The following is a 23,767-nucleotide window of genomic DNA, read 5'->3' as shown; positions in this document are numbered from 1 at the left end:
CGTCCGCGGGTGTTTGGGACGACAAATACCCGCAACATGTGCATAGGGAAACTGGCTTAGGGAGTTAAATGCCATCCAACCATTTTGAAAGTTGAGCCGCCGTCCCATAACCAGAAGCTCTAAGCAGTTGAACTATATCAATAGCTGTAACAAATATTACTGGATGTCCATCATCAACAACTTCTTGATACGCCTGTTTATTAACAAATGAAGTTGTTATAAGTATGCCGAACTCGCGATGTTTTATACGGCTAATCAGCCTAGAAACCTCACGGACCCCAATAGAGTTGCCTATACCATAACATTTGGCTTCTAATGCAAACATAGCTTCAATCGACGATGCTCCTCGCCCGAGTCTGAGGGCACCAAGGGCATCTCTACCCCCATCACGCCAAGGTCGAGTCAAATCCAGGCGAGAAACATTACCCAGTAAGAGTCGAGCAAGCTCTCCTGCACAAGCCTCAAATCCATATGAATTGTTTGCGTAGTGTGTCCGAATAGTATCAATCAGTACCAGGTCTGCCTCATCAGATGGAAGTTGCTCTTCCCTAGTTCTAATTAATTGAGTTCTAGGTGCTATCAAAGGTTTAATAACCCCTGTTTCAACCCATGTACGCCATGCATCAGGCGCCTTTTCGATATCCATTGCTCCAGTTTTAATGGAGTCTATCCAACCACGACTAATGACCGATGCATCTAAAATGGTAAATGTAGCTCTGTAGTTCTGGAATCGAATTCCGCCAGTGGATTTCCAGATCGCCACCAAATCTTCTGTTGCAGGCATCGAAGGATGGCCAGGGACAGCCAAACCACGGAACCGATACGCACGACCAGCACCTGCTGAAGTAAAAATCAAAATAGGTGGAATATTGGCACGATCGCCAGTATGTGCTATTTCAAAAAGTTTGATCAGCAACTCGTTTCCAAAACGCTGAGTGTCATGAAGCTTTTGGCCTGGCTTTTTGTTGTCGCCGTAATAGACGAAACGGCCTGTAGTCGTATCCAGTTCATCCGGCCAATCTGGATCAGATTGAGTGGAGTACAGAACTAGTACAGTCGGTCGATCACGAGTTCCTCTATACCGAAATCCCCCCTGTCGACTGACACCAACCAGTCGAACTAAAGGATCAGCATACCCACCATTTTCGGTCTTGTAGCCGTGATAAACCGCATCAATAACTAGATCACTAGTAAGTAAATATAGTTCCTTTGCGTTTTCCATTATTTCCACTTCCTACATACTTATTTAATTACCGATATAAAACTAACAGCTATAATTTCTATGTATTTACGGAGTAAAAGTATCATTTAAAGAAACAAAATCAAGACCAATTCTGCTTTTTGTCCGCCCTGTAACTTGCAATAAGTGCAAGGCATATTCATACCGTAATTGCGCAACAACTTTCCCTTTAATTTCTTTAAACGTAGGAGCTTGCTCTTCTTCAGCTGTAGGTTTAAAAAATACTAGAGTGCGATCGCCATTGGTAAAACGTCCCTGATTACCAACTAAAAAATTATCACTCACCGGATTTGCTGAAGAATAGATCCTGGGAACCGAGCTGAAAATATTTATTTTTTCACTATCCATTAAAGAAATGAAAATGAGATCATTTCTCGTAGCCATTGATAATGCTCGAACAATTTGCTCTTCTCCTAGCAAAGCTGGTTCTTTATCATCTTTTTTCGCTGCCTCTGACAGAGTAAATAGCCTAACCAAAGTAACAGGCATATTTTTCCCTGTCTTACTCCTCTTCTGACCAGGCTCCAAATCGCAAGCAGGTGTCATACAAACCCAGTAACTATTATCATCTAGCTGAAGAACATGCCCTGTATTTAAATGGTATCCAGCGATAGGTATAGAACAATTAAATTTATTAACATGCTGAAGGACTTCTTTCATATCAGAAACAGTCCATTTAGACATGAATTCTGATAAATCACCCTCAGGAAGGTTCTTAATATATTGGCTTATCCTTGATGAAAAATCAATCATAGCATCCTTTGTCGATACGGCAATTTCCTCCCAGTGTTTTGACAAAACGTTCCATATTTTTGATTCTAAAGCATACTCGTCGTCAGCATCCAAAATTTCCTTTAACCAGTATGATTGTAAATATCTTTTATTTACAATCTGGTTTGCAATCATAAATCCATTTTCATCAATCTCATGACGTAGCTTAGCTAACAATAATTGATGAGGATGAGGACACCAGTCAAAAAGAGCATCGCATAATTTACTTGGGATCTCAGTAGGACGAATACTTTTCCCTATTATTGTAACAAATAAATTATCAGTCTTTATCCAATTAACACCATTCTCAACCTTCCAACTAAGGCCATTTATGTCCTCATTACCATATAAGGCTTCTAAAGATATATTCTTCTTATTACATAGCCACTGAATCATCGGTTTCTTGCTGTATTTAACATTACTTTCTTCGCATAACCGAATAAATTCATCAAATTTTTCTGATTCAAAACAAGCTGATAAATTACCATTAAATTCATTTATAACAGATAAAAACTCCAAGTCAGTTATGGAATTTATTAATTTTCTTTCAATATCATCATCCTCAAGAGACGCATCATCTAAAAATTGAAGAACTACTTTTTCAGCGCCGTTATTTAGAATGATATTGGCAGGTTTTTGTAAATATGTAATCACATCAATAATAATTTTTTCCACATCATTGCCATCGCCATGATAGCCACTTGTATGGATAACAGTTAAATTAAAATGAGTTTTCTTTGCCAAACTTTTTATTACATTTAATGCTTTTAAACTTCTATCTCCATCATTTCCTTTTTCAAGATGATAATCCAGTATCAATAGATCACTGTTTGTATAAGAACCAACATCACCATCAAAAGGTTCTGGAAAACTCTGGCCATCATCGATATCAACCAACCAATTCCTCGAGGGATCTTGGCAAAAAGAAATCACATCTTTCAATCTATCTTCATTAATTTTCGTATATTCATTTTTATTCAACAAGCCGGATATAGTAGGATATTCGTCATCAATAACCGTAACAGAGCGAATAGGTTTAATAAATGCTTCATTAATTAACGCACCAAAGGTTAAGCCATTTGACATCAATTGATTATTCATTTTTTTATTCCATTAAATTTTATAACAAAATTAGCCCCTGAAAGCTTTTTACCACTTTCATTAATTTCATATCGAATAGAATGCCCTCCAGGTTGCAAATTTGTCCGGCAAAGATATAATCCTACACCACGACCGCCACGATGCTTACGAGTAAAGAATAGCGTGAATAATTGCTCAAAGTCGTCAGAATCCACGCCTGGACCATTATCTGAAACAAAGACCTCCCCTTCACTAAAATCTAATAGTATTTTTTTATCTTCCATATCTTGTTGACATACCCAGTACCTTGAATTATTTACCAAGTTAATAAATACCGGGTATATCCTTGATGGGAACTCATTTATAGAAAAAAACTCGAATGCACTTGTCATTTCAAAACTAATACCGTGAAGTAAAAATGCATCACCAAAGAAATTATTTATATACTCATAAATATCTTTGCCAGTAATATTTTTCTTAACTTTCTCACCAGAGAGTTTTAAAGGGGACAGGAAACGCCATTTATCACTTAAACTCTGGTGAGCATAATGTACATCGTCAAATATTCTTTTTTCTTGTTCTGAGAATGGTACATTACGAAGTTGACTTAATCCTCTTGAAATAGTAGAGTCCAGCCCTTCAATTTCATGACCAATAATTTCTACAGTTATACCCAATTGAGCTAATGAGTTCAAACGCTCAGCTTCCTGTTTCCATTTTGCAGATTCGTTCAAACTATGTATAGCTAAACCCTCCAAGTCAATTTGTTCGCGTATGTTCTGTATAGCAGTTATATAGGGTATTAATCTTTGGTTATTTTCAACAATCTGCTTCTGGTATTCATCGTCAATCTTTCTCAGTACTAAAGATAGAGGAATCCTTTCTAAATTTAGATCTTCAAGTAAATCAGTGAGTGAATTTTGAAAAATCTTACTTTGAGCCTCGATAAGGTCACTAAATCTACTAAGTTCATCTTGAAGTAGGTCTTTACCTAGAGACGCAGTTTTTCTAATTGCAGAGTTAATCGAACGCTTTTTCTCATTAAAGATATCAATTGCGATATCATAATCTGTTTTGTTGCTTAGGTTGCTCAGAACAATATTTGCCGACTCATCTAGAAGTTTGATTATCCCTTTAGCTTCTAGCTCTACCCGTCTATAGTCTTTATAATCACTCTCAATTGAACCAAGATTATTGGGAACAGGGCTCAGCGAAAAACTTTGCATTTCATCATTATACCTACTTACAATGCTTTTAAATTCCTTAGCATCCTCAATACTAGAGATTTCTTCAACTCTTGTGTATCGGTGTTGCAGATCCTTTAAATCTTGCAGTTTGCACTTCAATGTACCAATATTAGAAACTATCGAACTCTTTATTCTTTTTCTTTCTTTAACAATCAACTTCTTCCTATCTGCCTCAGCCTTCTGTACCGATTTTAATGCTGCAACATCCTCCAGATGTTCTTTTCGTATCTCTGAGTTTCGCCCCAAATATTTATCGGCTGACAATATCAAAATATTTTCAACCACCTCTCTAAATAATTTAGATGCGGTATTATCTAATAACCCCTCACGTCCAGCCTTATCCTTTAAATTAGGGTTGCATTCTCTTGTTATCGCAATTCTACCAAACGTTCTCCTGTTGGACCAAAAATATCGACCAGCATTTAAAGTCCTTCTTTTCTCTATTTCAAAATAGTCATTATCTTCACGTCCATATGGCATAACTCTTAAGCCATCTCTATATATACGAACACCTCCATACAACTCACTTTGTTCCGTAAAAAAAGTATTCAGTTCTTCAGGCAATGTTGACTTCTCTTTTCTCCATTCATATGAACCAATACGAACATTGAACTTTCCAAACTTCGCATTTGATTTATTTTTATAATTCCTAACTGGTTTAATTATTACATTATCAATTATTTCTCCAAATGCCTTTATACTGCCATGAAAGTATCCGTCATCATCAACAACCCCGTCAACAATATGCTCCAGTAGTTCTAAGTTAGACAAATCAAAACTTCTTACATCATCGATAATAACTCTTTGGATATGACCATTCCAAACAATAACAGATGTGGAAAAATCATCAATCTTAGGCTCACCATCTTTAGAAAATGGATCAGTAAAGTTTATTAATGTTTGCTTTAAACTATTTCTTGCTTTAATTGAAGCAGTATCACCATCATTATAGCTATCAAGAGATATTTGTGCTTTTAAATCATCATGAATCTCAGCCATAAACATAGCTGTACCGTGAATATCATCGCCAGACCAAACACTCCAGGTTGAGAACATTCGCTCATCAAAAACATCTTTAATCGCTGTTTTTAAAACTTTTTCTTTAGTAGAAACATTTCCTTCATAAGTTTCTTGTTCCTCTAATCGACTCCATGCGTTTGCCAAACGCAAGGTCCTAGCCGCCGAAGAAGGATCTATTAAATCTTTATCCTTGCCTCCATATATATTACTTAATAACGAATCGAACATTTCTGGTAGACGCTCTGGCAACTCTCTCTTATTGTCAAACTCTATTATTGGTATATAAACGTCATCCAACATTAAAAATGGATTTTCAAAAAAACGCCAATCAATTAATGCTGCAACAAATGATTCATTTTTTCTCTTAGAAATAATTAGCAGCAAAGAGCCAAGGGCAGCGCAAGAAAGTCGACCAATTCCTTTCTGTCCTTGCTTAACCCTCTCAGGGAAGCCTAATCTATCACTTTCTTGTGTAAGTGAGCGGCTAGCCTTTGATTCCGTTCCAATCACTAACCATTTAGATTTGAACTCTTCGAGGTTCATTCCATGCCCATTATCAACTAATGTAGCAACAGGAATTTCCCCATTAAAAATATTTAACTCAACTTTACTTGCATATGCATCATAAGCATTCTTCCATAGTTCGGAAATCGCTGTTGGACAATCAGCTATTTGCTCTCGCCCAAGATGATCAATTGTTCTCGCTCTAGTTTTAAAGGAAATCGAATCCATCTCAAACATATCCTCTTCTATTTTGTATAGGTTTTACCTTTTACCATCTGTATTACAGTTTTAATAATAACCTCTCCCATTTTTACTGGCACTGCATTACCAACTTGCTTTCCTTGGTTAGTTATACCACCAGTAAATGTAAAGTCATCGGGGAAAGTTTGTAACCGTGCAGCATGGCGTATTGTTATTCCATGATTTTTCCAAGGGTGTAAAAACCGACCTTTCGAAGGGTTGAAACAACCAGTCGTAATTGTAGGCCCAGGTTGAGCTAGCCGAATTCGGCCATAGACATCTTTATGACCTACATATCCATCAGAATGGCATGGTAATCTAAAATCTATATCTCCACGGCTACCATTGATAGGGGTTAGCTCAAAACGCTTAGTTAGGTCTGTTGTATGGTTCATGTGAATGGCAGAAGAATCGTCAGCGCTCAGCGGTAGTTCAGAACCAAATTTAAGCTCTTTCACAACATTTTTACCGAGTATATTCTCAATCTCATTGAGTTCACTCTCATTTGGTTGCTCGAATACCTCCGATGCATTTCGCCATATAGGTGAACTTAACGATGACTGAAAGTGCGTTGGTTTTGGAGGCCACAGCGTTTCGTCGATATCTAAACTATTTTTCACACCAAGGATAAAGACCCGGTTTCTATTTTGAGGAACACCATAGTCCTTTGCATTAAGTTTTACTGGACCCAAAATTTTATAACCGCTATCTTCACTGATTGCTTTAAACCGGTCCAAATAACTTTTATGGCGCTCCCATAATAATCCTGGTACATTTTCAACAATAAAAGCATCAGGCATTAATTTTTTAACAAAGTCAAAGTACCTAATAAGTAATTCATTCCGAGGATCATCTACTCCCTGATCGTTTATTCTATGAGATGAGAATCCTTGGCAGGGAGGCCCACCTATTAACAAATCCAAGTTACCGTCATTAAGAGATAATGAACTAGAAAATGACTCAATATCAACCTTTAGGATATCTTCATTAAACAATTTAGTTTTGCATGAGCGTTGCTCGATAATATTTTTCTTATATGTTGCGCACGCGTCAGCATCTAACTCTACTGCGGCCAGTAAAGTCACATCGGAGTTAAGGGCTGCCAATGAAAATCCACCGGCCCCACAGAACAAATCCACCGCCGTAATTTTTCCCATTTAATCTCTTTAAATCAACAACTTATAAAAAGAACATCTTCCAATTATACATTGTTTTTATAGTTTTCGCAGCTAATTTGTTTAAATTGTTTAAATTTTAGACATTGCAATAACATCTAAACCGAAGTTGAGTTATTTATTTTCTTAAAATAAGGCATTGGGAATATTAATTTAAGCTAATGCTCAACCTCTAAAAAATCGGGCTTCCTCCAAACTTAATGAAAAGACTGCATGCGATCATCCTTAAGCTAGGCTCGCAGATTTCAACCTAAGCGCGAAGTACATCACGCATTGGCGGTGTTCCCGCATCAATTTTAAAGAGTTGTAACCATCAATGAAGGTCGGTGAAAGTTTCTATTTCATTCATCAAAAAAGACAAATGAATAAGTAACAGCAGCACCAACAGCACTGCTGGCGCTGCCGTTCCCCTCAGAAAATCCACCTCATCCTAAGCACGACCTCCAAGTTATCCATATAGTCGGCATACCACTGCAGCATCTCACGCCGTCCATCCAGATACTTCGCATGGTTGTAGGTGCCACGGATGCTGTTCTTATCCACGTGAGCAAGCTGTGTCTCAATCCAGGCCGAGTTATAGCCTTGCTCATGCAGGATGGTGCTCATGGTGTGACGGAAACCGTGGCCAGTCAGTCGTCCCTTGTAACCCAACAGCTCAATGACCTGATTGATGCTTTCCTTGCTGATTGGCTTACGCTGATCGTTTCGGCCAATGAACACCAGGGGATAGCCACCAGTAATTGGCTTAAGAGAGCTGAACAGTTCGATAACCTGCGTTGATAATGGAACGACATGCGGTCGCTTCATTTTCATCACCTCAGGCGGGATGCTCCATACGCCCTTATCGAAGTCGATATCCTGCCAACGTGCAAATCTCAACTCCTGGGTTCTTACGCCCGTCAGCATGATGATCTTAGTTGCAGTTTTAGTTATTACACTGCCGGTGTAACCAGATAAGTCTTTGAGGAAAAATGGCAGTTCCTGAGCCGTCAGGAAGGGGAAGTGCTCCTTCTTCGGCGTTGCCAAAGCGCTGGCGAGATCGGGGGCAGGATTGTAATTAGCTCTGCCGGTGATAATGGCAAAACGAAAGACTTCTCCGCAGCGTTGGCGAACCTTACGCATTTTCTCCAACGCCCCGCGCTTCTCCATTTTGCGCAGCGCTTCCAGCAACTCCATCGGCTTGAGATCGGCAATAGGCCGCTTGCCGATATAAGGGAAGATATCTTTCTCGAAGGTATCAATGATTTCATCACGGTAGCGTAGTGACCAGCGGTCAGCTTTAGTCTGATGCCACTCTCGGGCGATAGCCTCAAAGGTGTTTTCCGCATTCAGCTTCTGAGCAAGCTTCTCGGCTTTTTTGGTTTCACTAGGGTCACCGCCTGCCGCCAGGATCTTTTTGGCTGCATCGCGCTTTTCACGAGCATCTGCCAATGAAACATCGGGGTAAACACCAAAGGCGAGACGCTTCTCTTTACCGGCAACGCGGTATTTCATGCGCCAGTAACGCGATCCATTCGTTGCCACCTCAACGTATAGCCCTCCGGCGTCACCTAAGCGGTACGGCTTATCTCTGGGCTTTAATGCCCGAACTTTTGCATCAGTTAATGGCATCGTTGTTTCCTCCTGAAAGCAAGAATGCTTTGACGGCCTGAGTTTGCTCTGGCGTGAGCGATAGGGTTTGTTTAGTTGTTTTGATGATCAGCCCGCCGGGTTCGGTGAGCGAAAGCTGGAAAGCTTGTTTGGCCCGTTCCTGACGGCGTTGTTCTCTCTCTAGGGTTTTATCAATCGCGGGATCGTAACCATCTTTGATCTTCGCTCTGGCTTCTTCCCTTAGCATGATGGCTTCGCTAATCGTGACAGCAGGGTATGTCCCGAATGCTAGGCTCTTCTCTTTTCCATCTATGCGGTACTTCAAACGCCAGTATTTTGAGCCCGTAGGCACTACCAGCAGATAGAGCCCCCTACCGATAGAAAACTTGTAGGGTTTACTACGGGTATCAAGTGACGCTATTGTTTGATTGTTAATGGTTTTTATCTGTTTTGGTGGCATGTGATTTTACCCACAGTGGTCGGTTTGCCCAATAGTGCCCCCAGGGGCATATTGATACCAGTAGACTCCTGTTGACTTCGGAATACAAGGAAGGCTTGATACACAAGGGTTTAACGGGGGTTTAGTTGACGTTGGGAGAGTTCAGAAGAGGTCGAATGGCGGAAGATCACAGGAGTCGAACCTGCCCAGGACCGCTGGCGGCCCCAACTGGATTTGAAGTCCAGCCGCCCCACCGGGGACGAGGATCTTCCTCTAGAGCTAGGAAGCAAGTCGCAGATTATAGCGCGAATCCCCCTAGCTGCTAAGAGGGAATTCAAGTTTCCGCGATCCCCTTCGTACACTTGCTCTCCCGCACAAAACTCCCGCCTTTTATCTGCTACCCTAGCCGAGCCCGGGTTATTAACCCGTACATTGCTGGAGATGCTATGACCAAGAAAGTTGCCGTCCTGCTGAGCGAAGGATTTGAAGAGGCCGAGGCGGTTATCGTGATCGACGTGTTACGTCGTATGGAGATAGAGGTAGAGCTGCTGTCCTGCCAGGATAGGCTGGAGCTACGCAGCTATCACCAGATACGTATGTTTGCCGATGCTCTGTTGGAACGCCGCATGGACCAACTGTACGATGCCGTGGTGATCCCCGGTGGGCCGCAGGCTACCGCCGCAATGGCGGAAAACGAGCTGGTCGTGGAGTTTATCCGCCGCCACGATCGTGCTGCCAAGCTGATCTGCCCGCTGTGTTCTGCCGCTGCTCGCGTGCTGGCTGCCAACAAACTGCTGCAAGGCCGCCGTTATGTCTGTTCTGGCGATCTGCATCAGGAGATCGAAGATGGTACCTACGTGGCTGAAAGGGTTGTGGAAGATGGCAATCTGATCAGTGGCCAAGGGTTGGGGGCAGCGTTTGATTTTGCCTTCACCGTGGCCTACCGCCTGACCGGCGATCGCACTACCACGCAAGAGCAAGCCGTACATATCTATCACGAAAACTGGCAAGCCCCACAGGCAGTGCATTAATCGCGACTGCTGCTAACTAGGCGCGGCACAGTTTGCGTTTTCCGGCTCCGATGCCGAAAGCGAAAATTGTTACCGCGCTTTCTGTTTTTTACGGCTACTCCTCGCTATCCAGGTACAACGTTTTGATCCCGCTTTTGCTACGTTTAGCAGCAACCAACGCATAACAATGACCTGTAACTGTTTTGCCAGATTAGGTGAAGCCGTGGTCAGTAATACCACGGTCATTAGCACGCCAGTAACCCCCCCTAACCGGCCCATCATTTTTGTTAACCACACAATAGAAGTGCGGGAATAAGCTGCATCTTTGGCGAAGATTATTCATATTGATGATAACATGACTATTCTTATGAATTTTTCGGGGCAAATATATTCGACCGTAGGGTCTAAGTCAGTTGAAGTAACCATGACGTCGCCAATACCTCTTCCCCTGTAATAGTCGGTAGTCCATAATTACACCATGCAATGCCTTCACGGGCTCTATTCTAAAAAAGAGAGGGAATTCTTTATGGGTATGCCACAAACAAAATCTGAATTGATTTCATATTTTAATAAAAACCTCGGTGAATTAATAAATATCCTGAATATAGGTTAGCCGGAGCTTGCCTCAGATAAATCAATGGAGAGACATGCGAAAAATAATAACGTCAGCTTAAAATCAGTATCGGAGTGAAATGATTATGATGAAAAAGAAAAACAACACGCCAACGCCCCACGATGCCACATTCAGACAGTTCCTGACCCAGCCAGAGGTTGCCCGTGATTTCATGGAACTACACCTCCCGGCAGAGCTGCGTGCCATCTGCGATCTTAACACCCTGAAACTGGAATCAGGCTCCTTTGTGGAAGATAACCTCCGCCAGTACTTCAGCGACGTGCTCTACAGCCTGAAAACCACTGCTGGGGATGACGGTTATGTCCACGTGCTCATCGAACACCAGTCCACGCCGGATCGGCACATGGCTTTCAGGCTCATCAGGTACGCAGTAGCGGCCATGCAGCGCCATCTGGACGCGGGCCACAAAAAGCTGCCACTGGTAATACCGATGCTATTCTATACCGGTAAGCGCAGCCCATACCCCTATTCCACCCGGTGGCTGGATGAGTTTGCTAACCCAGAGCTGGCCGGTAAACTTTACAGCACTGCTTTTCCGCTTGTCGATGTCACCGTCATCCCTGATGACGAAATCGCAGGCCATCGCAGCATGGCGGCTCTGACACTACTGCAGAAGCACATTCATCATCGGGATCTGGCAGAACTGGTGGATAGGCTCGCTCCCATCCTACTGGCCGGATATCTCTCTTCATCCCAGGTAGTATCGCTGGTACACTATATTGTACAGGCGGGCGAAACGTCAGACGCCGAAGCCTTTGTACGCCAACTGGCACAGCGAGTGCCGCAACATGGGGACACACTGATGACCATCGCACAACAGCTTGAACAGAAGGGTATTGAGAAGGGCATTCAGCTTGGTCGGCAGGAAGGGCATTCAGAAGGCGAGCGTGATGCTACGCTGAAAATTGCCCGTACCATGCTGCAGAACGGTCTCGATCGCAACACCGTCATGAAAATGACCGGTCTGACTGAAGACGAGCTGGCACAGATCCGCCACTAATCTTATTAGAACAATGTTCTAGCCTTACTGTCGGACCTTGCCAGTAGTCTGAATAGTCGCAAAGGGACTATTTTAGGGTGGGACTATTACCTGATGATATAGCAAGGTTTGGCAAATAACGGCGAAATGTAGAATTGCCGTGTAGTCGCACCGCCAGGATATTACACAAAATTGAACGTAACGCGTTTAATTAAAATGAACAACTAATAATAGCAGGGTCTTATATCTTTCCGAAAAGGGGTGATTCGCTGTATTTTATTTGTCACCGTCATAAAAAAGCCTCCCCACCAAGGAGAAGGCTTTGAGATAAAAGAGCCATTCACTGTTGCAGTAATGCCTTCATTGTTACCGCGCTTTCTGTTTTTTACGGCTACTCCTCGCTATCCAGATACAGTGTTTTGATCCCGCTTTTGCTGCGTTTTGCCGCAACCAGTGCATACAGCGGGATGGTGAGCATCATCATCAATACCCCCCAGAACATGGCATTGCTTCCCGATCCGAACAGGGCAAACAAACTGTAGAGAATGCCAATCACCGCCAACGTGCAGTAGAAAATGAAGCCCCCGCCCTTATTCAAGGATTTGGCCACCATGATGATCGGTAGCGCGACCAGCGCATAGATATAGGGCAGTAAAGAGGCAAACACCGACATCAGCACAATCACCTGAAACTGTTTTGCCAGATTAGGCGAAGCCGTGGTCAGTAATACCACGGTCATCAGTACGCCGGTAAAAATCAGCCCCTTCATCGGTACATCGTTTTTGTTCACCACGGCAAAGAATTTCGGGAATAACCCCTGCTTCGCGCCAGCCTTGGGGGCTTCAGACTGCAAGATCAACCAGCCAGAGATCGAACCGAAACAGGCGATAATGCTCAGTGCGGAAACCACTTCCCCGGCGAATTCACCAAACATATAACGGGCAGCATCGGCAAAGGGGGCGGCGGAATTCACCAGTTCGCTATGCGGTACTAACCCCATGATCACCGAACAGCTGGTGACATAGCACACGGCGGCAATCAGCAACCCCAATACCGTCGCCTTGGGCACCGTGGATTCGGGGTTTTCCACCTGTCCGCTGGACACCACTGCGGATTCCACTCCCAAAAAGCCCCATAAAGCCAAAGACGCGGCGGAGAGGATTGCCGAAACGTCACTACCCTTGGTGCCATTATAAACTTCGGTGAATAACGCGGGTTTGAACCAGAACCAGCCAATAAAACCGATCCCCAGCACTACAACCAGCATGCAGCAGGCGGTGAATGATTGGGAGCGCCCGGCCACCCTTGCCCCCAAAGAAGCCAGAGCGATAAATGCCCAGAGGATAACAATGGCGGTGATAGAGCTGACCAGCGGATCTTTGAGAATAGGGAAGAAATAACTCAGGTAACCCACACCCGCCACCAGCAGCGCCACGTTACCCACCCAGGCGCTGATCCAGTAACAGATGGTGGTCTGAAAGCCAATAAATGGCCCAAACGCGTCGCTGGCATAGGCAATAATGCCGCCGTCACGCGGTGTCACCATGCTGTTTTTCGCAAACACCAGCGCCAGGGCAATCACGCCGACAATGGTAATCACCCAGCCAAATAAAGAGATAGACCCGATGCCTGCCAGATTGGTTGGCAGCATAAAGACCCCGGATCCCATCATGTTAGAGGCGGTCACCAACGTCAGGGCGACCAACCCCATTTTTTTCACGGAGGCAGTATTAACAGAAGCCATGATATTTCCCATCATTATTGCGTTGATACACATCTTGAAGAGGGTGCGGATCGCACCCATGGGGATAAAGCGCGGGCCGATTAACGTATGGAAGCGCTGGCTGGCGTTTCTTTTATGCACCGCACCCAATAAGTGCCGTTCTCATCCACTTCCACACCCTGCAGTTCATGTTCAAAGCCGGGGAAGCGCTGGCCGAAGGTCTGCAAGGCCACCAGGTAATCGACAATGGCCCGTGATTCTGACGTCACCTTTTCACCTGGCATGATGAGCGGAATGCCCGGTGGGTAAGGGGTTATCATCACGCCCAGCGTGCGGTTGCTTATGTCGGCAGCCTTGACCTGCTCGGTTTGGTCGGAGATCAGGCATTGATAGGCCTGGGAAGGGGTAAGAACAGGGATGGCCTCTGCAGAACAGGCAAGCTCCAAAAGCTCGGCAATTTTCAGTTCAATATTCGCCTGATGGATCGACCGGCATAAATCGCCGATGCCCATGTTGCGATAGGCGGGAGAGCTGGCCGCAACCTGCGGAAGCACCGAGGTCAGTGGGGTATTCTCGTCATAGTGATGTTTAAATATCATCAGCATGTCGATCAGGGTATTCCATTTACCCTGGGTAGAACCCAATGCAAATAACACCAGAATGGTGTAGTCGCCGTTGCGGGCCGGGATAATGCGCTGGGTATCCAGGAATTTTGCCACTACCGGCGCGGGGATGCCGAAAACATTCATCTTTCCTTGCGCGTTCAGCCCAGGGCAGGTAATGGTGACCTTGATGGGATCCAACATCGCATAACCCTCCGGCAAGTCGCCAAAGCCGTGCCATGCCTCTCCGGCTCGCAACTGCCAGCAGGTGGGATCGTTGGCTAGCACCTCGTCGGCCACCTGGGTGAAAGGAACCTTTTTGCCCTCCTGCAGCAACGTGCTCGGCTGCCAGACATCGAAGAACCATCCCTTGTCACTTTTTTCCGCTTTGAGCTTGTCTGCGACGGTCACCAGCGTCTTGCGGAAGCTGATAGCATCGTGAATAGCTTCATCGACCAATGTCTTACCGGCTTGCCCTTCCATCATGGCGGTCGCCACATCCATTGAGGCAATGATCGGATAGAACGGTGACGTGGTGCCGTGCATCATAAAAGCCTGATTGAAAATGTCGTAATCCACCGGGGCACGTTTGGAATTGCGGATATGTATCATCGAGGCCGAAGAAAAGGCCGCCAACATCTTGTGTGTCGATTGCACGGCATACAGCGTTGGGCCGTTGTCTTTATCTTCGGGGACATCCATGGCGAACCGCCCCTGATACAGGGGGTGGAATTTCGCATAGGCATACCAGGCTTCGTCAAATTTGATCCGGGGTACCGACTTGGCCAGCTTTTGGGTGACGGTAGTGACGTCATAAATCAGACCGTCGTAAGTGCAGTTAGTGATGATGGCATAAGCGGGGCTGCGGTCTTCTGCCTGATAAGCCAGCACGCTGTCATCGATTTTTTGCTGGATCGCGCTGGCCTCAAACTGATCGGGAGAGATCAAGCCAATAATGCCGAGCCCATTACGCGCAGGCTGGAAATAGACGGGTTTAGCCTGGGTGATGGTCAGCTCATGGTTGACGGACTTGTGGCAATTGCGGTCTACCAGGATGATTTTATCTTTTAAATCAATTGAGTGGCCCACTATCTGGTTAGACTGGGAAGATCCGCCTGTCACATAGAAGGTTTTGTCCGCGCCAAAGAGTTTGGCGGCTCGCGTTTCCGATTCTCCCGGCGCTCCCTTATGTTCAAGCCAGTCCCCCATTTCCGGCGTTGAGATGCCGATGTCTGCCCGCATCAGGTTTTCGCCAAAGTAATTGATAAACTCACGGCCAACCGGGTGCTTAAGGTAGGCAACGCCCCCTTGATGCCCCGGGCAATCCCAATAGTAAGGGCTGTCTAGCGCGTAACTTTTTAGCGCGGCGAAGTAAGGCGGCAGCAGGTTCTCAATATACTGACGTATCGCCAGATGAATGCGGCCAGCAATAAACCTGGGCGTATCTTCGCTGATGTTGATGTACTCATGGATCTCTTGAATCACCTCCGTCGATAAACGCCCTAACAAAGGCACACTTGACGAAAAGAAGATGGGCACCCGGCTGTTTTTAGCGCGGATCACGCGAATAATCTCCTTGATAATGGGAGAACCCCCGCCCAAGTTAGCCCCCTCGCACTCATTAATAATGATACAGCCGATGCCCGCTTCTTTTCTGGCCATCGCCAGGGCCGTTTCATTGCTTTCCGCGTGGATAAAATGGTGGTTATTTAATGCCAGCACCTCCTTAATCGCATGATAGCCATCATCGACCTGTATTTTATTATCGCGTACAGAAATAATTAATATTGGAAAATCAAGATTGCTTGCGTAACTCATTGTATGACCTCTTCTCATCCATGTCATTGAGATATCAACTGGAATGCCAGATGATGAAAGCGAGCATACTCTTGAAGTACAAACAATAAACTGTACCAAAGGTACAGTTTTGTAGTGAGGTGATTAGCGGATGATATAACAGGGTTTAGAAAATAATGGTGGAATATAAAATTTCCATTGCTGCTTTCTGGCAAAAAATATAAATTCCCGGGTAGTTTGACAATGGACCTTCGCCAGAATATTACTTTTATGGAACTTTATCGTTCTCAACGTTCTGTTGAGAATACCGGCAATCTCTTTCTCCGCCATGCCTTGTAACAACAGAAAAGCCACGACCCACTCCTTAGCGGATAAAATCTCGGAGGGACAAGCAACGGTTAATTTACCGATATCATCACCAGAGACAAAAAAACGTGCGGTGATGGAGTGCAGGGGTTTGATATGGCTGATAATACCAGAGCAATGAGCCTGTTTGTCGTAGTAGGGCATGCGTTCACAATAAAACACGCTGAATATGCGTTTGCTATCGATAGGGAGGATCCCTACTGCCTCAATCTTCCTCATCTCATCAATAACGCGTTGGTCATGGATGGAGATAAAGGGCTTAAAAGGGGCTAGTGCAGAAGGCCTCCCATTTTCTTCCGGCTTCAGCAATAGGCCATATCTGGCATTGGCATACACGGGCTTTTTATGAACGTCCTTTAAACACCAGGCCTCATCACTTGACTCCCACGCAATCAGGATCTCCAAAGGAATAGCAATAGCTAACGAATTTAATTTCGCAATAATACTTTCGGTACTGACACGAGACATTTTCCCACCTTCAATCCTTGGTGCCATTATTCGCAATACAAATGGCGACATAGTGTAAAACGCCTAGAGCAGACTACCAGAAAGCCAACCTGAAGCGGCAAGATTGAAAGTAACGTTTTATTAATATGCTGATCTGAAAATGTTCGTGTCCTATATCTACGATGCGCCCCAAAAATGGGGTCACTTAACGTATTTCTTCATCACCGGAATAAGAAAGCCTTGACCCATCAGGAGAAGGCTTGGCGATAAAGGAGAGTTTTACGGCTGTAGCAGGGCTTTCACATCCAGCAAAATAAATTCGTTATCATCCGCCACGTTAGGTTCGCGGCTGGAAGAGAACGGGAAGTTATTGTCGTTCCCCACGATGATATGGCTGCCATCCACCACGTCGACATTCTCGATAGTAAAGAACGGGAAGGTCAGCACGCCGTTATTCAGCGTTTTACGCGCCAGCTTCTGTGGGTCCTGAATGTTCAGCAAATCGATATATGCCCGTTTTTCTACCGGTTTGCCGACGTTAGCGTCAGAAAACGCTATTTTGTACACCCGTTTGAATTTGGCGATCTGGCTGAAGCAGTTATCCGTTGGCGCGCCTGCCACACAGGCTTTATCGGCGGTACCTTCACCATTATCACGTTCGATCACCAGCCCGTGGGTGGCGTCGATCATATTGAAATCACCGATGGCATTCTGATTGTCTTCCAACACGTACTGCCAGCTACGGCCTGTCCATGCCTGCTGTTTGACGTCAAACTCCAGCACCCGCAGGTAGCGTTTGCCCGCCACGTTCTCAAACTGTTCGCCGTCCCACAGCGCCCCTTCCAGCAGGGGATACAGCTTGCTGCCATCCGGTGATACCGCCATTCCTTCAAAGCCCTTGGAGCGCGCGACCTGGAAGTTCTGCTTGCCGTCCGGCGCACCTGGCAGCGTCAGCGTCGGGTTATCCGGCGATTTCACGACCTTGCCGTCAACCTGGGTATCAAACACCGCCAGCACCTTGCCGTTCAGATCCGCTTTAATCAGGTAAGGGCCAAATTCATCGCCGATCCATAGGACATCGTCGGCAAACTGGAAGCTTTCCGGGTCGAAATCGCTGCCGGTCAGGTAACGTTTGTCGGTGCTTTCATTGACGATATGGAACGGGACTTTTTTATCGGGATCGTGCAGGAACAGCGTTTTTAGCGGCGTTACCGTACCTTCCTTGAAATCGATACGGTAATGGTTGAGATACAGCATGGCGTCCGGCGAGTTAGCTTTACTGCCAAATCCGTTATCGGTCAGCACCCAGTAGGTGCCATCCGGCATGTGTTTGATACCGGAATGCCCCTGCAACGGCTGACCATTGATGGGTAGCCCGATGCCGGTCAGCCGATCCGCAGATTTCCCCGCTACGCTGCCCAGTTCGGTGATGCGTTTACCGCTGGTGTATTTACCGCTCTGTTGCAGATCGATTGGTGCATCCTGGGGAGCCGTGACGCTGGACTTCACCGGTAATACGGCGTGCCCGGCCAGCACGGCGGGAACTTCCTGAGCCTGCGCCCATAGCGTGGTGCTGAATGCCAAGCAACTGGCCAGCAGTGCCAGGCGGGAGGGTAATTTATGCATATAATGAATTCCCTGGTTATGGTTTTGCCCAAAGGTAAAAAGCAACGCCACTATAGGGAGCCGTAATGACAGAAATATTATCTGCCACGTAACAAACAATGCCCACGCTGCGGTTTCAATAGCCAGCCTCCCCAAAACGGTCGCGGCACTCTTTGGGCGTCATGTCATAGCCCTTCTTGAACACCGAATAGAAGTACTGCAACGATGGGTAGCCACACATCTGGGAAATTTCATTGATGGGTAACGAGGTCGCGGTGAGTAAATTGCGGGCGCGATCGAGCTTCTCTTGGTGGATGGCATTATGGATCGTCTGGCCGGTTTCATCCTTGAAGCGCTTTTCCAGATTGGAACGGGACATGCCCACCGCATCCAGTACCTGCTCCACCTTGATCCCTTTGCAGGCATGGTAGCGGATATAGTGCATGGCCTGGATCACCGCCGGGTCACGCAGTGAACGGAAATCGGTAGACCGCCGTTCAATCACCTTCACCGGTGGCACCAGAATGCGCTGTAGCGGCAGCTCGCGCTGATCAAGCAGTTGATGCAACAGCTTGGCGGCACGATAGCCCATCTGGCGTGTCCCCTGCACCACCGACGACAACGCCACGCGCGACAGATAGCGCGTCAGCTCTTCGTTATCGATGCCAATCACACAGAGTTTTTCCGGCACAGGAATATCCAGGTGCTCGCACACCTGTAACAGGTGGCGCGCCCGCGCATCGGTAACGGCTATGATCCCGGTCTGCTGGGGCAAGGTCTGCACCCAGTCCGCCAGGCGGTTCTGGGCGTATTGCCAGTTCTCCGGCGCGGTTTCCATCCCTTGATACACCACCCCTTGATACTGTTCTGCAGCCACCAACTGGCGGAAAGCCTGTTCACGCTCCTGCGCCCAGCGCTTACCCCCCTCCACCGGCAGGCCATAGAATGCAAAGCGGTTCAGCCCTTTTTCTTTCAGGTGCATAAACGCCGCTTCCACCAGCGCATGGTTGTCGGTAGCGATGTAATGCACCGGCGGGTAATCCGCCTCCCGATGGTAAGAGCCCCCGACGCCAACCAGCGGCACCTGGACGTTACGCAACAGCTGCTCAATATTCCGGTCGTCGAAATCGGCGATCACGCCGTCCCCCAGCCAGTCCTTGATATTATCGATGCGGCAACGGAAATCCTCTTCGATAAAGATATCCCAATCGCTTTGCGACGCCTGTAAATACTCGCCAACGCCCTCCACCACCTGGCGGTCGTACACTTTATTGGCGTTGAACAGCAGCGTAATACGGTAGCGCTTCTTAAACATGGGGGCTCCCCAGCAATAAATACGGCCACAGCTACAAGTGTGAAGCCACGCCTATACCCGGCGTTTGGTCGCGGAATCCATCCACACCGCCAGCAGCAAGATCGCGCCTTTGACGATATATTGCCAGAACGTCGGCACGTCCAACATGCTCATGCCGTTATCCAATGAGGCCATGATAAACGCCCCCATCACCGCTCCCGCCACGCTACCGATCCCCCCGGCCAGGCTGGTGCCACCGATCACGCAGGCGGCGATAGCATCCAGCTCGGCAATGTTACCGGCAGAGGGCGAACCGGCCCCCAGGCGCGAACTAAGGATCAGCCCGGCAATCGCCACCATCAGGCCGTTGATGGCAAACACTGCCAGCTTGGTACGTTCAACGTTAACCCCGGAAAGCCGCGCGGCATCGATATTACCGCCGATGGCATAAATACGGCGGCCAAAGGCGGTACGCGACGCCATAAAGATCCCAGCCAGCATCAATGCGGTCAGGATCAGCACCGGCGTTGGTACCCCGCGATAGTCGTTCAGCAGGTAAATCGCCCCTAATACCAGGATGGCCATGATGCTCTGGCGGGTGATATCGCCACTCGCTGTCGCTACCAGCAAGCCCAGTTGCGTACGTCTACTGCGCCGCCGCCACTGCCAGGCCACAAACAGCATCAGGCCGACCGCGCCAATGCCAAAACCCACTCCGTTAGGCAGGTAGCTCTGGCCAATCTGCGACATGGCATTGCTGGTGGGTGACACGGTGGTGCCATTGGTAATGCCGATTAGAATGCCGCGAAACGCCAACATCCCCGCCAGGGTGACGATAAACGAAGGAACTTTACGATAGGCGACCCACCAGCCATTCCAGGCCCCCAGCAATAGCCCCGCCAACAGCGTGACCACGATGGTCAACGGCAACGGCCAGCCGAACCAGACGTCAAATATCGCCGCCGCGCCCCCCAATAGCCCCATCATTGAGCCAACGGAAAGGTCGATCTCCGCCGAAATAATCACGAACACCATGCCCACCGCCAGAATGCCGGTGATCGCCGTCTGGCGCAGCAGGTTGGAAATGTTACGGGCACTGAGATAGGCCCCTTCGGTGGTAAAGGTAAAGAACAGCATGATGACGGCGATCGCCGCCAGCATCACGAACACCTGCAGATTGACGGTTTTCAGCCCGAACAGCGGTTTTTTCGCCCCCACTGGCGGCAGGCTGGCTTCAGATTGCGTGCTTTTCAACATGTGTTTCACTCCTTAAGGCCGCTTCCATTACCTGTTCCTGGGTCAGATCGCGGTTCACCAGATCGGCTTTGATCTGCCCCTGGTGCATCACCAATACCCGATCGCTTAACCCCAGCACCTCCGGCAATTCGGAGGACACCACAATCACCGCGAGCCCCCGCTGTGCCAATTGATTGATTAACTTGTAAATCTCTTGCTTGGCACCGATATCAATGCCGCGCGTTGGCTCATCCAGAATGAGGATTTGCGGGTTCAGCAACAGGCACTTCGCCAGGATGGCTTTCTGCTGGTTACCCCCGCTGAGACGGGCAATAGCCAGCTCCGCAGAAGACGTTTTTACCCGCAACCGTGCAAGCGACTGTTGGATGGTTGCCTGCTCCTGCGCATCATCCAGCACCGTCAATGCGCCACTGAAATCCCCCAGCGCCGCCAACGTCATGTTGGCCCCCACGCCCATCACCGGCACGATGCCATCGCGCTTGCGGTCTTCTGGCACCATGGCGATGCCATATCGCATTGCCTCACGACAGTTGGTGATGGTGGCGGCCTGCCCTGCGATGGTGATGTTGCCCTGCCAACGCCCCGCATAGGCGCCAAACAGGCACTGCATGGTTTCGGTACGCCCGGAGCCAACCAGCCCGGCCACGCCGAGGATCTCCCCACGCCGTAGGGTAAAAGACACATTATCGGCCCGGCGGATATGGCGGTTGACCGGGTGCCAGGCAGTGAGGTTTTCCACCTGCAGGACCACCTCACCGATGGTATGGGGTTCCTGCGGATACAGCTCGGTCAGCTCACGGCCAACCATCATGGCGATGATATCGTCCTCGCTCATCTCCGCCGCAGGCCGGGTGCCAATGTGCTTGCCATCGCGGATCACACAGATAAAGTCCGAGATCGCTTTCACCTCGTTGAGCTTGTGCGAAATATAGATACAGGCGATCCCGTGATCGCGCAGATCCGCAATGATCGCCAGCAACGTGGCGGTTTCACTTTCGGTCAATGAGGCGGTGGGTTCATCGAGTACCAGCAGGCGCACCTGTTTGTTCAAGGCCTTGGCAATCTCCACCAACTGCTGTTGGCCCAACCCCAGTTCACCCACGCGGGTATTAGGGTCAACCTCCAGCTTGACCTGCGCCAGCATGCGCTGGCAGCGCAGGTACATGTTGTCGTAATCCATCACCCCATAGCGGCCCCACTCGTTGCCGAGAAACAGGTTCTCCAGCACCGTCATCTGCTTCACCAGGGCCAATTCCTGGTGAATGATGGCGATGCCTTTCTGCTCGGTATCGCGAATGGTTTTCGCCGTAACAATCTCGCCCGAAAAATAAATATCGCCCTGATAACTGCCGTGCGGATATATTCCGCACAGCACTTTCATCAAGGTGGATTTTCCTGAGCCATTTTCACCGCACAAGGATAATACCTGCCCCGCCTCCAAGTGCAGGCTGATATTATCCACGGCTTTCACTGCGCCGAATTGTTTAGTGATATTTCGCATTTCTAACAGGCAGGGCATTATTCACTCCCCCCAGATGGCATTGCCATTAATTAAGATCGGATTGCTTATGGAAACCATCGGCAATAACCGTACTGTCGATATTCGTTTTATCCACCTGTACCGGGGTTAATAACCAGGCCGAAACCTCTTTACTGCCATTATTTAATTTGGCATTGGACTTGGGTTGTTCCCCTTTGCCCAGTTGCACGGCGATATCCGCCGCTTCGTCGGCCAGCTTGCTGATCGGTTTATAGACCGTCATGGTTTGGGTGCCCGCCACGATGCGTTTTACCGCCGCCAGATCGGCGTCCTGACCAGAGATCGCCACCTTCCCCGCCAGCCCTTGTGCAGCCAGTGCCTGAATGGCTCCACCGGCGGTGGCATCGTTGGAGGCCACGACCGCGTCGATATGGTTATTGTTGGCCGTCAGGGCGTTTTCCATGATCTTCAGCGCGTTTTCCGGCAGCCAGCCGTCGGCCCACTGATCGCCCACCACCTTGATCTTGCCGCTGTCGATCAGCGGTTGCAGCACGGTCATCTGCCCCTTGCGGAACAGCTTGGCGTTATTATCCACCGGCGAGCCGCCCATCAGGAAATAGTTGCCCTGCGGCACGCGCTGCACCAGGCTTTCCGCCTGCATCTCGCCCACTTTCTCATTATCAAACGAGATGTAGAAATCGATATCGGCATTGTTGATCATCCGGTCATAAGCCAGGACCTTGATGCCTTCGCGCTTCGCCTCGCTGATCACGTTGCTCAGCACCTGGCCGTTATAGGGGATGATCACCAGGACATCGACGCCGCGGTTGATCATATTCTCGATCTGCGCCATTTGGGTTTCTTCATTGCCGTTGGCCGACTGAACAAACACATCGGCCCCCAGAGCGTTAGCTTTCTTGACAAAAATATCGCGGTCTTTTTGCCAACGTTCCAGACGCAGGTCGTCGATAGCCATACCGATTTTAATCTGTTGGCTGTAGCCCGGTTGGCTGGCCAGTAGCAGCAATGCGCAAGCTGAAAGCAAGAGTGGTTTGAATTTCATTTTATAACCCTTGAGTTGTGTAGGGAAATAGTTATCCGAGGCTTTCAAACGGCAAAATTGAAAGGTAACGAGATAAAACACGAAACTTCCAGTGGATTGTTGTCGCTTATGCGGTGTTCAGCAATTACAGATTTTCACCAGTGAATTACGGTTTTTGGTTTAATGTTGATTTTATGATGGCGGTCATGTTTTAAACCTGTGAAA

General features: G+C 47.6%; 16 protein-coding genes and 1 tRNA gene. 2 read left to right on the top strand and 15 right to left on the bottom strand.

The window, feature by feature from the left end; translation table 11 throughout:
- Positions 1-64: 64 nt before the first annotated feature.
- From KGP17_RS00395 to KGP17_RS00365, 7 genes are all read right to left on the bottom strand, one after another.
- Entirely contained in the window at positions 65-1,222 is a 1,158-nt protein-coding gene (locus KGP17_RS00395) for a restriction endonuclease (protein WP_223498683.1), read from the bottom strand.
- Between the two features lie 66 nt (positions 1,223-1,288).
- On the bottom strand, positions 1,289-3,112 hold the full coding sequence (locus KGP17_RS00390) for a response regulator receiver domain (protein ID WP_223498682.1): 1,824 nt from the start codon (positions 3,110-3,112) through the stop codon (positions 1,289-1,291).
- Positions 3,109-6,090 (bottom strand): ATP-binding protein, encoded by a 2,982-nt coding sequence (locus tag KGP17_RS00385; protein WP_223498681.1) that lies wholly within the window; start codon positions 6,088-6,090, stop codon positions 3,109-3,111. The genes KGP17_RS00390 and KGP17_RS00385 overlap by 4 nt, the downstream gene beginning before the upstream one ends.
- A 17-nt stretch (positions 6,091-6,107) precedes the next feature.
- Positions 6,108-7,259 (bottom strand): DNA cytosine methyltransferase, encoded by a 1,152-nt coding sequence (locus tag KGP17_RS00380; protein WP_223498680.1) that lies wholly within the window; start codon positions 7,257-7,259, stop codon positions 6,108-6,110.
- 429 nt (positions 7,260-7,688) lie between these two features.
- Positions 7,689-8,888, bottom strand: coding sequence for an integrase arm-type DNA-binding domain-containing protein (locus KGP17_RS00375; protein WP_223498679.1), 1,200 nt, complete (start codon positions 8,886-8,888; stop codon positions 7,689-7,691).
- On the bottom strand, positions 8,875-9,327 hold the full coding sequence (locus tag KGP17_RS00370) for an Arm DNA-binding domain-containing protein (RefSeq protein ID WP_223498678.1): 453 nt from the start codon (positions 9,325-9,327) through the stop codon (positions 8,875-8,877). Before KGP17_RS00370 ends, KGP17_RS00375 begins: the two co-directional genes overlap by 14 nt.
- Positions 9,328-9,483: 156 nt before the next feature.
- Positions 9,484-9,578 (bottom strand) — tRNA-Sec (locus tag KGP17_RS00365).
- Positions 9,579-9,752: 174 nt separating this feature from the next.
- Between KGP17_RS00365 and KGP17_RS00360 the strand changes: the two genes are divergently transcribed.
- Positions 9,753-10,337 (top strand): DJ-1/PfpI family protein, encoded by a 585-nt coding sequence (locus KGP17_RS00360; protein WP_021181316.1) that lies wholly within the window; start codon positions 9,753-9,755, stop codon positions 10,335-10,337.
- A 680-nt stretch (positions 10,338-11,017) separates the two neighbouring features.
- Complete coding sequence (locus tag KGP17_RS00355) at positions 11,018-11,950, top strand: Rpn family recombination-promoting nuclease/putative transposase (RefSeq protein WP_223499734.1); 933 nt, start codon at positions 11,018-11,020, stop codon at positions 11,948-11,950.
- A gap of 370 nt (positions 11,951-12,320) precedes the next feature.
- On the opposite strand, the gene KGP17_RS00350 is transcribed toward KGP17_RS00355, so the two are convergent.
- From KGP17_RS00350 to xylF, 8 genes are all read right to left on the bottom strand, one after another.
- Positions 12,321-13,673 (bottom strand): amino acid permease, encoded by a 1,353-nt coding sequence (locus KGP17_RS00350; RefSeq protein WP_223498677.1) that lies wholly within the window; start codon positions 13,671-13,673, stop codon positions 12,321-12,323.
- An 80-nt stretch (positions 13,674-13,753) separates the two neighbouring features.
- Positions 13,754-16,072, bottom strand: a complete 2,319-nt coding sequence (locus KGP17_RS00345; RefSeq protein ID WP_223498676.1) for an Orn/Lys/Arg decarboxylase N-terminal domain-containing protein — start codon at positions 16,070-16,072, stop codon at positions 13,754-13,756.
- Positions 16,073-16,195: 123 nt separating this feature from the next.
- Complete coding sequence (locus KGP17_RS00340) at positions 16,196-16,885, bottom strand: helix-turn-helix transcriptional regulator (RefSeq protein ID WP_223498675.1); 690 nt, start codon at positions 16,883-16,885, stop codon at positions 16,196-16,198.
- A 258-nt stretch (positions 16,886-17,143) separates the two neighbouring features.
- Complete coding sequence (locus tag KGP17_RS00335) at positions 17,144-18,490, bottom strand: esterase-like activity of phytase family protein (RefSeq protein ID WP_223498674.1); 1,347 nt, start codon at positions 18,488-18,490, stop codon at positions 17,144-17,146.
- Positions 18,491-18,605: 115 nt separating this feature from the next.
- Positions 18,606-19,784 carry a D-xylose utilization transcriptional activator XylR gene (gene xylR, locus KGP17_RS00330; protein ID WP_059199223.1) on the bottom strand — a complete coding sequence of 393 codons (1,179 nt, stop codon included), beginning with the start codon at positions 19,782-19,784 and terminating at the stop codon, positions 18,606-18,608.
- A 51-nt stretch (positions 19,785-19,835) separates the two neighbouring features.
- Entirely contained in the window at positions 19,836-21,020 is a 1,185-nt protein-coding gene (xylH, locus tag KGP17_RS00325) for a xylose ABC transporter permease XylH (protein WP_223498673.1), read from the bottom strand.
- Positions 20,998-22,539 carry a xylose ABC transporter ATP-binding protein gene (locus KGP17_RS00320; protein WP_223498672.1) on the bottom strand — a complete coding sequence of 514 codons (1,542 nt, stop codon included), beginning with the start codon at positions 22,537-22,539 and terminating at the stop codon, positions 20,998-21,000. Before KGP17_RS00320 ends, xylH begins: the two co-directional genes overlap by 23 nt.
- A 28-nt stretch (positions 22,540-22,567) precedes the next feature.
- A complete protein-coding gene (xylF, locus tag KGP17_RS00315) occupies positions 22,568-23,563 on the bottom strand; it encodes a D-xylose ABC transporter substrate-binding protein (RefSeq protein ID WP_021807304.1) in 996 nt (331 codons plus the stop codon).
- Positions 23,564-23,767 lie beyond the last annotated feature (204 nt).

Source organism: Serratia sp. JSRIV001, assembly GCF_019968745.1.
Lineage (GTDB): Bacteria > Pseudomonadota > Gammaproteobacteria > Enterobacterales > Enterobacteriaceae > Chania > Chania fonticola_B.
The sequence above is the reverse complement of the archived record's forward strand: the minus strand, read 5'-3'. Positions and strand labels throughout refer to the sequence as shown.